10 protein-coding genes are annotated in these 14935 nt (G+C 41.7%); 6 read left to right on the top strand and 4 right to left on the bottom strand.

Features of this window, described 5'->3' with window-relative positions; translation table 11 throughout:
* Positions 1 to 134 precede the first annotated feature (134 nt).
* Together parE and AK823_RS13215 are read left to right on the top strand one after the other, a co-directional pair.
* A complete protein-coding gene (gene parE, locus AK823_RS13220) occupies positions 135 to 2024 on the top strand; it encodes a DNA topoisomerase IV subunit B (protein WP_068329849.1) in 1890 nt (629 codons plus the stop codon).
* Positions 2025 to 2171: 147 nt separating this feature from the next.
* Positions 2172 to 2861 (top strand): lysophospholipid acyltransferase family protein, encoded by a 690-nt coding sequence (locus AK823_RS13215; protein ID WP_068329844.1) that lies wholly within the window; start codon positions 2172 to 2174, stop codon positions 2859 to 2861.
* 124 nt (positions 2862 to 2985) lie between these two features.
* Here the strand turns inward: AK823_RS13215 and AK823_RS13210 are convergent, their stop codons facing one another.
* On the bottom strand, positions 2986 to 3768 hold the full coding sequence (locus AK823_RS13210) for an SDR family oxidoreductase (RefSeq protein WP_068038618.1): 783 nt from the start codon (positions 3766 to 3768) through the stop codon (positions 2986 to 2988).
* A 291-nt stretch (positions 3769 to 4059) separates the two neighbouring features.
* On the opposite strand from AK823_RS13210, the gene AK823_RS13205 reads away from it, so the two are divergent.
* Entirely contained in the window at positions 4060 to 5466 is a 1407-nt protein-coding gene (locus tag AK823_RS13205; protein ID WP_068329842.1) for a hypothetical protein, read from the top strand.
* A 275-nt stretch (positions 5467 to 5741) separates the two neighbouring features.
* Here AK823_RS13205 and AK823_RS13200 read toward each other — a convergent pair whose 3' ends face one another.
* Positions 5742 to 7454, bottom strand: coding sequence for a mechanosensitive ion channel (locus tag AK823_RS13200; RefSeq protein WP_068329840.1), 1713 nt, complete (start codon positions 7452 to 7454; stop codon positions 5742 to 5744).
* 416 nt (positions 7455 to 7870) lie between these two features.
* Here AK823_RS13200 and AK823_RS13195 point away from each other — a divergent pair, with 416 nt between their 5' ends.
* A complete protein-coding gene (locus AK823_RS13195; protein ID WP_068038609.1) occupies positions 7871 to 8602 on the top strand; it encodes an FKBP-type peptidyl-prolyl cis-trans isomerase in 732 nt (243 codons plus the stop codon).
* Positions 8603 to 8722: 120 nt separating this feature from the next.
* Here the strand turns inward: AK823_RS13195 and argA are convergent, their stop codons facing one another.
* A complete protein-coding gene (argA, locus tag AK823_RS13190) occupies positions 8723 to 10045 on the bottom strand; it encodes an amino-acid N-acetyltransferase (protein ID WP_068038605.1) in 1323 nt (440 codons plus the stop codon).
* 343 nt (positions 10046 to 10388) lie between these two features.
* Here argA and AK823_RS13185 point away from each other — a divergent pair, with 343 nt between their 5' ends.
* Positions 10389 to 10979 carry a hypothetical protein gene (locus AK823_RS13185; RefSeq protein ID WP_068329838.1) on the top strand — a complete coding sequence of 197 codons (591 nt, stop codon included), beginning with the start codon at positions 10389 to 10391 and terminating at the stop codon, positions 10977 to 10979.
* Between the two features lie 107 nt (positions 10980 to 11086).
* Here the strand turns inward: AK823_RS13185 and AK823_RS13180 are convergent, their stop codons facing one another.
* Positions 11087 to 12124: a patatin-like phospholipase family protein gene (locus AK823_RS13180; RefSeq protein WP_068329835.1), complete on the bottom strand. Its 1038-nt coding sequence runs from the start codon at positions 12122 to 12124 to the stop codon at positions 11087 to 11089.
* 267 nt (positions 12125 to 12391) lie between these two features.
* Here AK823_RS13180 and recG point away from each other — a divergent pair, with 267 nt between their 5' ends.
* Entirely contained in the window at positions 12392 to 14752 is a 2361-nt protein-coding gene (gene recG / locus AK823_RS13175) for an ATP-dependent DNA helicase RecG (RefSeq protein ID WP_068329834.1), read from the top strand.
* Positions 14753 to 14935 lie beyond the last annotated feature (183 nt).

The following is a 14935-nucleotide window of genomic DNA, read 5'->3' as shown; positions in this document are numbered from 1 at the left end:
ATGGAAATTGACATAGAGAATTAAACAGACGACATTATATGACGTGAGCGACTGACTATTAACGTTAATGTCGCTATTTTTCGTTATAATGGTTCGATAGAATTAATCGCACGTGAATAGTTAAGGATGCATTTGTGAGTGAGTATAATGCGCAATCGTTAGAAGTTTTAGAAGGACTTGAGCCAGTACGTCGTCGACCAGGTATGTATACCGATACCACCCGCCCCAATCATTTGGCGCAAGAGGTCATTGATAACTCGGTTGATGAAGCATTGGCTGGTTATGCCAAGATTATTAAAGTTCAATTGCATAGTGATGGATCATTATCAGTCGAAGATGATGGTCGCGGTATGCCGACCGATATTCATCCTGAATTTGGTCAGTCAGGGATTGAGCTGATTTTAACCCGTTTACATGCAGGTGGTAAATTTTCGACCTCGAATTATGAGGTTTCAGGCGGCTTGCATGGCGTGGGTATCTCTGTCGTCAATGCGCTATCAACGCGAGTTGAAGTAACGGTATGGCGTGACAGTACACAGTTTGACATGGCGTTCGAGAATGGCGCACCAGTAACATCTCTAACCGAAACAGTAAGCTCAAACAAGCGTAAACGTGGTACTAGAGTACAGTTCTGGGCGGATGGTAGCTTCTTTGATACCCCTAAGTTTAACGTTAAGCAGCTCAAGCATAACCTAAAAGCCAAAGCAGTCTTATCAGCTGGGCTGACGATTGAGTTTGTTGATGAAATTAATAATGAGAAAGTCATTTGGCAGTTCGCTGATGGGGTTGTTGAATATTTAAATGAGCAACTGGACGGTCTTGAAACGTTGCCTGAAGCACCATTTTATTATCATCATGAGGCTAAAAAAGGTGCACGTGCTGGTATTACCTTTGCGCTGTCTTGGTTGCCTGATGGCGGTACGCCGATTCAAGAGAGTTATGTCAATCTTATCCCGACTGCGCAAGGCGGTACGCACGTTAATGGATTGCGCACGGGTATTTTAGAAGCGTTACGTGAGTTTTGTGACATTCATAACTTACTGCCACGTAGTGTAAAGCTGACCGCAGAAGATGTGTGGGATGGGGTTAATTATATCCTGTCGCTTAAGTTTTCTGAGCCACAGTTCTCGGGTCAAACCAAAGAGCGTTTATCTAGCCGAGAAGCTGCTGGAGCAGTACAAACGCTAGCGAAAGATGCGTTTAGCCTATGGTTAAATCAGCATGCAGATATGGGTACTCAAATTGCCGAGCTGGCTATTAATAAGGCTGGACGTCGCCTAAAATCGGCAAAAAAAGTCGCCCGTAAAAAAATTACTCAAGGTCCAGCATTGCCCGGTAAATTGGCAGATTGTCGTGGTGATTTGCGTGATGGGGCAGAGCTATTCTTGGTGGAAGGTGATTCTGCGGGCGGTAGTGCTAAACAAGCAAGAGATCGTCATTATCAAGCAATACTGCCACTGCGCGGTAAAATCTTAAATACGTGGGAAGTGTCGTCAGATACCGTACTATCAAGCCAAGAAATTCATGATATTGCTATTGCCATTGGTGTCGACCCTGCCTCTGATGATTTATCCGAGCTACGCTATGACAAAGTATGTATTTTAGCGGATGCGGACTCTGATGGCCTACATATTGCAACGTTAATTTGCGCGTTATTCGTCAAGCATTTTCCGGCCTTGGTTGATGCCGGTCATTTATTTGTAGCGATGCCGCCTTTATATCGAGTGGACGTGGGTAAAGAGGTTCATTATGCATTGGATGAACCTGAGCTTGCACACATTTTAGCCAAGGTTCCTGGCAATAAAAAAGCGCAAATTACGCGTTTTAAAGGGCTAGGTGAGATGAGTGCAGAGCAGCTGCGCGAGACAACGATGAATCGTGATACTCGGCGCTTAGTGCAATTAGATATGGACGACATGGTACTAACTAATAGCGTGATGGATATGCTATTAGCGAAGAAACGTGCTGCTGATCGTAAATCATGGCTTGAGAACAAAGGCAATCTAGCGAATATTCCGTTATAGATATTTACTATTATCAAAAACTAGATTTGTGGTTATAGCGCCTTACAACTTGTGCATAGTTATGTGGCGCTAAAATTTTGCAAAAGGCAGTTTAGTCGCGTTAGCTTAATGCTATTATATTAATATACCTTATTATGTGGTGCCTTTATGACATCCAATTCTGTTACTCGTTCTAATTCTATAGGTTCTAAAGCATTGTCTAAACTTCCTAAACTTAGCAAAAAAGACTTGGGCAACTTGGTTCCAAGACGTGGTAATAAAGTAGCGCCAGTATTAGCTTCAGCCCTGTTAAAAGCATCTGGTTGGCGAACGGTTGGGGAGATTCCGAATATTCCACAGGCAGTAGTCTTGGCACTTCCACATACTTCTAACGTTGATGGTGTCTATGCAATCCCTAGCTTGTTTGCATTAGACTTGCAGATTAGTATTATGGGTAAGCACACTTTATTTAAGATACCAGTCCTTGCTCAGCTACTACGTTGGATGGGCGTTGTTCCAATTAATCGTGGCAATAAAGGTTCAGTCTTGCAAGCGAGTATTGATAAGTTCAAAACTGGAGAACCGCTATTTTTAGGGTTGTCACCTGAGGGTACACGTCAATACACCAAAGATTGGAAGACAGGTTTTTATTATTTAGCATTAGGTGCTAATGTGCCAATCTTGCCGGTAGCCATGGATTATAAAACTAAAGAAATACGATTTATGTCTTTAGTGCATCCTACTGGAGATATTACAGCTGATTTACCAAAAATTTATGGCCAATATCAGGGAGTGGTACCAAGATATCCTGAGCGCTTATCGCAGCCGCTACAAGACATTAATAATTTATCTGATTAAGTTTTTCGTTACAGCAGGTCATTATTAGTTATCCATACCTAAAAAGCCCCTGATACTAGAATATCAGGGGCTTCTTTTTTATTTTGAATGAATAAGATTCAGTTTTGATTGGTTTATCTTCATTTTAAAAATGTGGCTGACCATTGGAAGCGCTAACACCGCCATCGACCGGTAAATTAACGCCAGTAATCATGGAGGCATCATCGCTTGCTAAAAAGGTAATAGCGGCTGCAATATCTTCAGGAGTAGCAAGGCGCCCTAGTGGGCAACGATTTAAGAACTGATCGGTCTTGGTATCGTTGTCCTGAATAGCAGTAGTCATACTCGTTTCAGTAACGCTTGGATTGACCGCATTGACACGTACTCCATCAGGACCATGATCTAAGGCTAGTGTACGGGTTAGATTTGTAACACCAGCTTTAGCAGCATTATAGGCGGCCATGTTCCAATCACCGCCGATACCTGATAGTGATGAGACATTGATAATATTACCTTTAGTCTTAATCAAATGCGGCATAGCAGCCTGACAGACATAGAACGTACCATTCAAATTGACATCAATTGCCGATTTCCAATCCTCAGCTGACATCTCTGTAATTTTGCCTTGCGTCGCTTTACCAGCGTTATTTACCAATACATCAATCTTTTCAAACTTTTCTATGGCTCGTTTTACCATTTCTTGCACTTGGCTTTGTACACTGATATCGCAAGTGATAGTTAAATAGTTGTCAGTATGAATCCATGTACGATCTTGTGGAAACTCTTTTGCAGTCTCCTCCAAAGTTTCCGCAGTGCGTCCTACTAAGACGACGCTGGCACCTTCTTGAGCAAAGCGAATGGCAGTAGCACGGCCAATACCAGAGCCTGCACCTGTAACGATAACCGTTTTTTCTTTAAAACGTTTCATGGTCTTCAATCCTTGTTATTATAAGATAGTAACTAAACAAGTAAAATCAATTAATATGTTCTAGAGCAGCTTATGATCTATAAAACGAGCAGCTAGTTATGCTGCTATTATGCCATCATAACAACTCATTGCTTTGAAAGCGACAGCAAAGCAGCGCTCTATAATAGTCTTCTTGTATATGAGTGTTACTGTGCCTAAAGTCACTTATATATGTATTTATCGAGCTATGTTTGCTTTACATTAAAAGTCATTTGCTCATTTATATTTATTCAATAATAAGAGTCACGTATTGTGTCAAATGCTATTAATTCATCACTTAAACGACCATCTTCTTTAGATGAGCTGGCTTGTTATTTACAGTCGAATACATCTACTATGGGCTTTTTTGTGCCACTCGCATCTAATACACAGCATTCCTTTGAACAACACTTCTACAACTTGCCAATAGGCGAGCTGCGTGTATTAGAGGTGACGTTGTATTTACCTATTGCAAGTAATGCGTCTGAAATCGAAGCTGCACGCCTATCTATTATTAAATCTGCAATTATACGGCAAAAGCGCTGTTTACAGCTTGACGAAAACAACAATGCCGTTACTCGTGAAGTGCTAATACTGGATATCCAGCTGGTAAGTGATTCGCTGCTAAATGCGGATAATAATATTGAAAAAGATAATGTATTGTCCAATGCGATATCTATGGCGCATAGCTTTGGTACGCGCTACTTTATGGAAAACTTGGTATTAGATATTGGTGAAGACGCACAAATGCTACAAGTGTTTAGCTGGCAAGATTGGCAGTCAACTATTGCAGCTGTCCAAACTCCCAGTGATTTGTGGCGGTTTTTGAGCTTCCATTTAGACAATCTCAAACAATCATTAATAGGCGGTATAGCTGGCTTTGAATCTGAACAGGCGCTTGTGTCGCAATTTATGAATAGCACCGCCTTATTCTCACAAGCCATCACTGTAGACAATGCACTTATTAAAAATGGTTTACAGAATGAGCCAAATTCAGCTTTGGTAGCGATGAGCTTGGCGCAAAAGCATAAAGATACTAATGCACAGCAGACTTATAGGCAGCATCAACAACAAGCAGCCACACTATGGTCACAGCTTAGTAGACAAATGCTTGAATTGGCTACCGATAATTCTGTAATGGATGACGTACAGGGTGCAAGTCAGCAGTCCATACAATGGCTACAGCAATTACTAGATGAATCCTTATTCTCGCGCCATGAGCTAATACGCACAATATATAAGCATCTTGAGCAGTCGCCCAGTATAAGAGAAGCCGGTTACGTTATTCACCAGCATTCTTATGAAAGTCTAGGTCGACACTATGTAATAATATTTTATGGACAAGGTGTGAGTACGCAGCAGAGTAGAATAGCCATTCAGCCAAATTTGCAGAAAATTGCACAAGATGTAGCAACGCGCTTGCCATTAGCAAAGCTACACCATGTTATTGTACTTGGCATAGAATTCGTTCAAAAGGACAATGATACTTATATAGATATTGATGCATGGATTCAACCTGTCGATGCTATGACCCAAAAAGAGCGACAATTAACCAAGCAATTACAGCGTTTGAATCAACAGCATAAAGAGTCAGCAAAAAATAATCCATCAGCAGGTAAAGTTGAGTCAATGCGAATGCAGTTAAGTTTGACTATACCTGCACGGAAGGCTAAGTTATAGGCGCAATATTGCAATGATATTTTTATATATACCTAGGGCGTGTCCTCAATCTGAACGAGTGAACCTCTAACGGCCTAAAAATGGCTATATTTCTGTCACTCTTTGAAAGCTTCTAGACAATATGTTCATATTCTCTGCAAAATTTCCTTTGATTGACAAAAATCTATCTCATCTTTATCACCATTATCAAAATGAGGACACGCCCTATTTTAAGCAATAAAAAAAGACAGCCTAGGCTGTCTTTTTTATGTTCAGAATATATCGTTAACTAAGACTTATTTTAAGTCGTTGTTATTATCGATATCAGTAAAGTCTTTACCTGGCGCTAAGTTTGAACCAGTGTCGATATCGTTATCACTTGTCTCAACATGAGTGATATCTACATGACCAGTACTAAGATTGTTGTTATCAACAGTACTCGTAGGTAAGTCACTAGTCATTGTACCTGAAGCAGCAGGAGTGTTCTCACGAACTGCTGCAGCAACTTTATCTTGTGTACTTGAACCAGTATGAAGAGCAGACTTCGCTTTTGCTTCATCACTTTCTTTGTCCATCTTGTCCTGCATTTTACGTAGGAAACGGGCAGCAGCTTCTTGACCACCAAGTCCGAATGATAGAGCGAAAGCAACTGCAACCGCACCTAAAGTTAAGCCAAATGCTAGGTTAACAATAGAGTCAGCGATACCCATCGCTTTTAAGCCCATCGCTAGTACTAAGCCCATGATTAATACACGTACGATATTAGCTAGGAACTGCGAGCCTTTCTCAGAGCGTTCAACGACACCGGCAATGATATTAGCAAGCCAAAAACCGATGAATAGGATGATAGCACCTAGGATGATATTTGCACCGAAGGCGATAAACATCGTGATGATAGCTGAGATAGGTTCGAAGCCAAGAAGATCAGCCGCTGCAATAGAGGCAAATAGCATAGCAAAGAAGATAATGGCATAACCGACTAGATCAGAAATCTTTTTGTCACCCATTGTTTCTTGCAGACCTACTTTAGCTGGTAGTTGATTGATTTGAGTGTTTTCAATCAAACCTTTAATAATGTTCGCTACCATGCGTACTACATAATAAGTCACTACAAGGATTGCTACGGCCATAAAGATGTTAGGCAGTGCTTCCATGATTTTGTTAAGCATATTAGTAGCTGGACGAGCAATCACTTCGATTTTTAGCGCGTTTAATGCAGCAATAACCGTTGGGATAATAACTACTAAGAACGCTAAAGAGCCAGCGATATTAGGTAAGCTGTTTTCTTCGCTTAAACCTGCTTTGGTAGCAAGAGCTTGTACATTAAAGGTAGAAACAAGGTTGGTTACAATGCCGCGTACGACTTTGGCGATGATATAACCCACCACAAAGACTACGATAGCAATAAGAATATTAGGGATGAAGCCGAAGATTTTATCTACCATATTAGTTAATGGGGCAAATAAACCGTCAAGCTCTAATTGACCAAGCACCATAGTCAATACAACCAATAAAATAAACCAATAAACCATGTCAGCAATCGTGCTGCTCATAGGTTTGACGCCAGCTTGTGCGCTCAAACGTTCGTCCATTGTGGTTTTTGATAAAGCAGTGTTAAGAGCAGTACGGGCAACAGTAGCAATAACCCAACCAATGATACCAACAGCAATAGCGCCAATAAGATTAGGAATAAATGCGAGTACTTGGTTAACCATATTTGCAAACGGTGCTGAGATAGAGTTTAAGTTTAGCTGACTAAGCGCGCCTGAAATAGCAATTATAAAGATAAACCAAAAAACGACCTTAGATATAATGCCTTCTAGGTCGTAGGTTTTGCCTGTTGAAGAGTTCATACGCTGGTTTAAATTGACCTTAGCCAATACATTACGTACTAGTGCTGCGATACCAAGTGCAACGAGCCAACCGATGACGAAAATCAAAATAGCACCAATGATGGAGCCGATAGGCCCACCAAGATAACCATTAAAAGATGCAAACATTGGATTCATCCTGTCCTCCTTTAATCACCCTGTAACAAGTCATAAAACAATAATTAGTTTTAGTTTTGACGGATACACGATTATTTAAAAATAGTATTGTTGTATTTGAAGTTATGTACTAATTGAAAGCTTTATCGAAACTATCCATGCGAATATTCATGATAAGTAGAATTACTTTAAGTTACTTACCATCTTAGCTGATTAAGCTTAGCTGATATAATGATGCAGTTAAAGATAGAATGCTTAACCTCACGCTATAATTGTGTGATAAGTTGTTATTTTTACGGCAAATATTAACAAAGACTGTACATTATTACGATAATTTTATTGGAAACATGGCTCACAAAACTAAGATTTGCTATGATAGCTAGCAAATAACGTCTCAATATTTTTTTACAACTGATTCGACAACTCGAGAGTACTATATGAAAAAAATTACCACTTTATCTGTCAGCGCGCTGGCTGGTGCAATGCTATTAGTTACAGGCTGTAGTACTAACAATGGTAACCAGGAAAGCGCTACGCCAAGTGTTTCTATTACTGAGCAAAGCCCAGCAAAGGAAAAAGTAGGCTATAGCCTAGGCTTTATGATGGCAGAAGGTAACAAAGAAGCCGTACAAGATTTAGACCTTGATACCTTTGAGCTAGGCTTCCGCGATGGTTATGAAGGCAAAGAGTCAGCATTAACCCAAGAACAAATGGAAGCAGTGCTAATGGCTTATCAAAAGGAACAAGAAGAGAAGTTTGTAGCAGACATGCAAACCAAAGCCGAAGAGAATAAGACTAAAGGCGCAGCATTCTTGGCAGAAAATGCAAAGAAAGAGGGCGTGAAAAAGACAGCTTCTGGTCTACAATATAAAGTACTGACAGCGGGTACTGGCAAATCACCAAAAGCAACTGACGTAGTCGAAGTAAACTATGAAGGCAAACTTATTGATGGTACTGTGTTTGATAGTTCTTACGAGCGCGGTGAGCCAATTGAATTTCCATTGAATCAAGTAATTGCTGGTTGGACTGAAGGTCTACAGTTGATGAAAGAGGGTGGCAAATATGAGTTCTATATCCCATCAGATATCGCTTATGGTGAAGCTGGTAATTCAGGTATCGAACCTAACAGCACATTAATCTTCACAGTTGAGCTATTAAAAGTAAAATAGTATCAAAGTAAAGTAATGTGCATTAAGCATTTAATATCATAGAATAGAAAAGCCCTCATACTAATATGAGGGCTTTTTTGATGGAGCATGTTTTTTATAACATAGTATGACTTATAGCTTCTAAAGTGTTTTTTGGAAAACTTTAGAATTACGACCGTTATGGTATTTTTCTTGTCTAGCTGCCGGTAAGACACTAGCATCAACTTCTGCAAAACCTTGCTCTACAAACCAGTGCGCGGTACGCGTTGTCAATACAAACAACTTATGCAAGCCATGGCTGCGTGCTTGCTGCTCCAAAAACGCAAGCAGGTCGGCACCACGGCTACCATTACGATATTCAGGATGAACAGCCACACAAGCGACTTCTGCCGCATCAGTATCTAATGGGTATAGCGCTGCACAGCCCAAAATCATGCCATCACGCTCAATCACACTATAGTTATCAATCTCTTGTTCTAAGCGCTCACGTGAGCGACTGACCAAGATACCTTGTTCTTCTAGCGGTGTGAGTAGCTCGATAAGACCGACTACATCATCAATATTAGCATGACGAATTTCTTCGTATGGGTCATGGCTGATTAATGTACCAGAGCCATCACGCGTAAATAGCTCTTCTAATAAAGCGCCATCTTTGGCATAAGAGATAATATGCGTACGATGAACGCCTTGGCGACAAGCGTTACTGGCGCAGTGTAAGAAGTAGTTTATCTCGTTGTTTAAATCACGCTCTCGCAGAAAACGATCAACTTCATTTGGAATCATCTCATGTAACAAGCGTCCATTATCATTAATGTCAGCTTCTTCACCTAAAAAGATAAGCTTGTCCGCACCAAGCGCTACTGCCGCACTAAGTGCCACATCTTCACTTAGTAAGTTAAAAACTTCACCAGTTGCCGAGTAGCCCATCGAGCCTAAGATTACGATATGATCGTGTATTAGATTGTTCTTAATCGCCTCAATATCGATAGATCGTACTTCGCCAGTCATCTGATGATCAACACCATCACGAATGCCATAAGGGCGCGCGGTCACAAAATTACCAGAGACTGCGTCAATGCGTGAGCCATACATAGGTGAGTTGGCAAGCCCCATGGACAATTGAGCTTCAATTTGTAAACGAATAGCGCCTACAGCCTGTAAGATGGAGGGCATCGCTGCACGTGGAGTGACACGAATATCACGGTGTAAAGGTGAGGTGATTCCGACTTCTTTTAGGTTTTTTTCAATCTGCGGGCGTGCACCATGTACTAATACTAGCTTAATGCCTAAGCTATGCAACAAAGCAAAGTCATGGATAAGGGTACTAAAGTTGGGATGATTAACAGCCTCGCCACCAAACATAATCACGAAAGTTTTGCCGCGATGCGTGTTGATGTAAGGCGCAGAGTTACGGAACCAATGGACGTATTCAGGTTTAATCTGGGGCATGGCGCTAGTAGTCATAATAGGAGCAATAATAGTAGGTATAGTAAAGGATAAGAGATATAAAAGATTTATTGAATATTAAAGATTTACCATAGCAAAAAACATCAGTATGAGCTATCTTTTTATTTTAACGATCTCCATCTGAATTTATTTAGTTGACTATATACACAACCTAAACACGGGGTTAGTATACCCATAAAAGCTTTTTGCTATGCTAAGTCCTACTGCATTATCGATTGTTCGCGTTACTTATACTTCAAGTGCGTTATATATGTTTTGCAAAAGAGGTTTTAGATTCTCAAAACTAACACCCTTGATCAGCATTGTCTTACCGATACATTAACTAGGAATAATGAACATCATGAAAAAAATAAACCATTTGGCTAGTCCATTCACTGCTTGGAGCGGTCATCGCTTATTCCAAGTCGTCGCCGGTACGCTTATCGGTGCGATGGTAGTAACACAAGCGTCAGCTATGTTGCCGACTCCAGAGCCTGCACTTGACGGATCTGCTGCTGTACAGACAGCTGCAAACGCTAATAGCGGCAAATCAAACGTGCAAGCGGTTAATACCAAGATTACTGCCTCTCTTATTGGCGTTGATGCAAATGGACAAGAGACTTTGATACCTGTGGATGCCAACACACGCTTGCAGTCAGGCAATGTTGTAGAGTATCAAGGGTTTTTTACCAATACTAATGCTGACCGTGTACGTAAAATGACGGTCACTCTGACTATCCCTGAGCAAGTAGAGTTGCTACGTGTTGTGTCGCCTGAATTCCCGTATGGTAGTGCTGATGGCGAGACCTTTGCACGCATGCCGTTACGTGGCAGGGTCGATAATCAACTTCAAGAGATTCCTTTACAGTACTATAAAGCGGTACGCTGGGATATCGAAGGCGTTGGTCTTAATGATACAGTGATGGTTAAATATCGCGCAAAAGTTAAATAAAGCAAACATTTGGTATGCTCAATAATAGAAAAGCACTGCAATTGATGATTGCGGTGCTTTTTTTTATAACGAAAATTAGGCTATGTTAGAGCTGAGTTTGTATATCGTTAAAGAGTCACGTATTTGCTATTAGATTTTTCTCTGATTAATTTTTTAATAGCATTTATCTGCGGGGTAGTGGCTTGCGTGCCAGCAGTAATAAGTGCGCTACGTTGACTGGTATCTAATGAGCTAATATGACCGACATCAGGAGTAATTACGATATCAGCACGCCCGCGTTCATTGCGCATTGATGAGCGATGATTAGTGCCTGAATAAGTAGTGTTAGAGGATATATTATTAGAAGCTATATTAGAGGTTAGATTGTTTTCAAGTAATCCCCAAAAGCTACTTAATGAGGTAATAGCAGGTAGTAAATTGCTAGTCATATTCTTTTTACTCGATGTAGGCACTGTCACATCGACAGCGATGATAATATCAGCACCTAAATCGCGGGCGCTATCGACAGGAACTAAGCTTACCACACCACCATCGACATATTTTTTGCCGACTTTTTCAGGGATACGCGGCGCAATAAAAATATTAGGTACGCTACAAGACGCTTGTACGGCAAGCCCTGCATCTCCGGTAGTAAAGACTATTTTTTGTAGCGTGTCCTTTTCAGCAGCAATAGCCGCAAAGCTGATTGGGAAATCTTCTATCGTGCGGCCACCAACTTTCGCATTGATAAAGTTTCTGAGCTTAATACCTTCTATAAATCCCTGGTTGGATAAAACAAAGTCGGTCAACTCGCTATCAAGTGTGGTCAATGCTAATTGCTCAAGCTGCTGCGGTGTGTAGCCGCTAGCGTATAGGCTACCAACCAAGCTACCGACGCTGGTTCCAACTACCAGTGTTGGTGTGATACCGCTCTCCTCTAATGCTTTAATGACACCGACATGAGCGAAACCTTTGGCACCGCCGCCGCCTAAAACCAAAGCAACTTTTGGTGCAATGGGTACTGGCTGAATTTGTGCATTAGTTGCGGATGGCACAATATTAGTACAGGCGCTGATAACTAAGCCTAAAATAGACAGTAGGCTTGGGCGGATTAATTTTTTATAGGAGGCTTGAGAATCTTGATTATGAATAGGATAAACGGACATAAAAAGACCTTGTAAAAAACATTCCAAAGGAAAAGATCATAGGCAAAAGAGTTGCTGATTGACCGTTAAGTGTATAGACGCATCATTACTAAATAGCTTAGCATAATCGATAGTGTTGTCAGTTATAATGATTTAGGTTCACTATTTTCATAGCTTGTTGATTATTATCATGTTTGAATTTAGTTGAATGATTCAGCTTTAAGAAGAAAATTAAGTATAAAACATTCAACCATACAGAATTTAAAAATAATATCGTTAGGGTTTTTAATGCCAATCTCTAGTCATTCCACAGCCAACCTATCAGACAATGTATTGTCAAAGCAGCCAATTTCGGCATTAGATATGCCCGTGACGGCGCTGGCAGGAGTTGGACCAAAAGTTGCTGAGCAGCTGACGCAATTGAGTATTACGCGCATCTTTGATCTACTGCTGCATCTGCCACGCGATTACGAAGATCGTAGTCGACTGGTACCGATAGCGGATGTGGGTCATGGGCAAGCTGCGTTAATCACTGGGCGCGTAGTACACGTTGATACTAAACGTAGTGGCATGACAGTGATTGTAGACGATGATACTGGCACAATCTCTCTGCGTTTTTTTAAAGTCTATCCTGGCCTTGCCCAAACGATGAGTCTGGGTACACGGCTACAGTTGTTTGGAGAGGTTAAAGTCAGCCGTTACGGTAAGCAGATGCACCATCCTGAATATCAGATTATTACTGATAATGCAGACATTACTAATACGGGTCTACAGCCAATCTATCCAAGCGTCAAAGGCTTGCATCAGAACAAGCTGCGCACTTTAATTAAGTTGGCATTACAAACCGTTCGCAGTCAAGGGCTGCCGATGACGTTGTTTACGTCAGAAGATTTTGCCGTTGTGGCTGACTTGCCATTAGCACCTTTTGAGCCGACAAAATTGTCAGCAGAAGAGATAGATTATTCGGAAGATATATTTTCGACATTGGCGCGTAGTGTGCCTGACAATACTATCGGTAATAGCGTCAATAAAGCTAATGCAAATATCTACAATACAAACAGTGATACAAACCAAGATATCAATACAGTCGCTGCTAGAACGGCTAATAATAATGTCTATAACCTGACGATATTTGAAGCGTTAGTGTTACTGCATACGCCGCCTACTTATACCGATGCTGGGCAGCAATATAAGCTACTCACTCAATTAAGCGCGCGTACGCATGCTGCCTGTCAGCGTCTGATTATTGAAGAACTGACTGCGCATCAACTTAGTCTATTGTATCGCCGCCAGCAATTACATCAGCATAAAGCGCCCAAATGTGCCACGCAAAGCCCATTGGCTGATAAGCTATTTGCGGCATTACCCTTTGCTTTAACAGGGGCGCAGCAACGTGTAATGAGAGATATCACGGCTGATATGGCGACTTCTATTCCAATGCTACGATTGGTACAGGGTGATGTAGGCGCAGGTAAGACTTTAGTCGCAGCAGGAGCGGCGGGCTACGCACTTGATAGTGGCTGGCAAGTAGCCGTTATGGCACCGACTGAGATTTTAGCAGAACAGCATTTATTGAACTTTAAACAGTGGTTTGAACCGTTGGGTATCGGTGTCGGCTGGCTGGCTGGGAAGCAAACGGCAAAGCAGCGCCGCGAAGCGTTGGAAGCGGTGAGCGAGAACACTGTGCAAGTGGTCGTCGGCACTCATGCGTTATTTCAAGAACAAGTACAATTCGCTAAATTAGGCTTAGTCATTATTGATGAGCAGCACCGTTTTGGCGTTGAGCAGCGGATGGCTTTGACTAATAAAGGCGTGGCAAATAGTACTCCGCATCAGCTAATCATGACTGCAACCCCGATTCCGCGTACGCTAGCGATGAGTGTCTACGGTGATATGGATACTTCTATCATTGATGAGTTGCCACCGGGACGTACGCCGATTACTACGGTGACAATTGACCGCAATCGCCGTGATGAAGTGATAGAGCGCATTGCGATTAATTGTGAGGCGGGCAGGCAGGCGTATTGGGTGTGTTCGTTGGTGGAAGAGTCGAGCGTACTCGATGCGCAAGCTGCCGAAGCCACTTATGAGGACTTACATGAGCGTTTGGATATTCGAATCGGCCTGGTACATGGCAAAATGAGGTCCGCTGATAAGCAAGCTATCATGCAAGAATTTAAAGCGGGCAAGCTTGATTTATTGATTGCCACAACGGTCATCGAAGTAGGGGTTGATGTACCTAATGCATCATTAATGGTCATCGAGAACGCTGAAAGATTGGGTCTGTCGCAGTTACATCAATTGCGTGGACGCGTTGGGCGCGGCTCAACCAAAAGCTACTGTGTGCTGCTATATCAGAAGCCATTGTCGGAAACAGGTACAGAACGTCTCAACGTGCTGCGAGACAGCACCGATGGTTTTGTCATTGCCCAAAAAGACTTAGAGCTGCGCGGACCAGGTGAGTTACTCGGTAAACGGCAAACGGGTAATGTAGGCTATTATCTGGCTGATTTGATTCGTGATGAGCAGTTATTTGCCATTGCTCAGCGTTTGGCCAAGCATTTAATTGCAGACCCCACGCGTAAAGCCGATGTCAGCCAATTGATACACCGCTGGATGCCTGAGGCCAGCCGCTATACCAATGCTTAAACCAGTGCCTAAGATGATTTGGTGAGTAGCGAGGTATTCATTTTTTAAGTGAATCGACTAGATTGTGCTTGATATTTCTATACCTCATACTCTGAAGTATGGCGATAAGCTTTATTCTATACACGTTAAAAAGAGGACAGCAATTGCTATCCTCTTTTTTATGTTTAACCAGTTTATATATCT

It is taken from the genome of Psychrobacter sp. P2G3 (genome assembly GCF_001593285.1).
In the GTDB taxonomy this organism is placed as follows: domain Bacteria; phylum Pseudomonadota; class Gammaproteobacteria; order Pseudomonadales; family Moraxellaceae; genus Psychrobacter.
Note: the sequence above shows the minus strand (reverse complement) of the source record. Positions and strands in the feature narration are given on the sequence as shown.

Coding starts and splice junctions, on each gene's coding strand:
- argA (WP_068038605.1), bottom strand. CDS start 10,045: ATGACTACTAGCGCCATGCCCCAGATTAAACCTGAATACGTCCATTGG.
- AK823_RS13180 (WP_068329835.1), bottom strand. CDS start 12,124: ATGTCCGTTTATCCTATTCATAATCAAGATTCTCAAGCCTCCTATAAA.
- AK823_RS13200 (WP_068329840.1), bottom strand. CDS start 7,454: ATGAATCCAATGTTTGCATCTTTTAATGGTTATCTTGGTGGGCCTATC.
- AK823_RS13210 (WP_068038618.1), bottom strand. CDS start 3,768: ATGAAACGTTTTAAAGAAAAAACGGTTATCGTTACAGGTGCAGGCTCT.
- AK823_RS13195 (WP_068038609.1), top strand. CDS start 7,871: ATGAAAAAAATTACCACTTTATCTGTCAGCGCGCTGGCTGGTGCAATG.
- AK823_RS13185 (WP_068329838.1), top strand. CDS start 10,389: ATGAAAAAAATAAACCATTTGGCTAGTCCATTCACTGCTTGGAGCGGT.
- AK823_RS13215 (WP_068329844.1), top strand. CDS start 2,172: ATGACATCCAATTCTGTTACTCGTTCTAATTCTATAGGTTCTAAAGCA.
- recG (WP_068329834.1), top strand. CDS start 12,392: ATGCCAATCTCTAGTCATTCCACAGCCAACCTATCAGACAATGTATTG.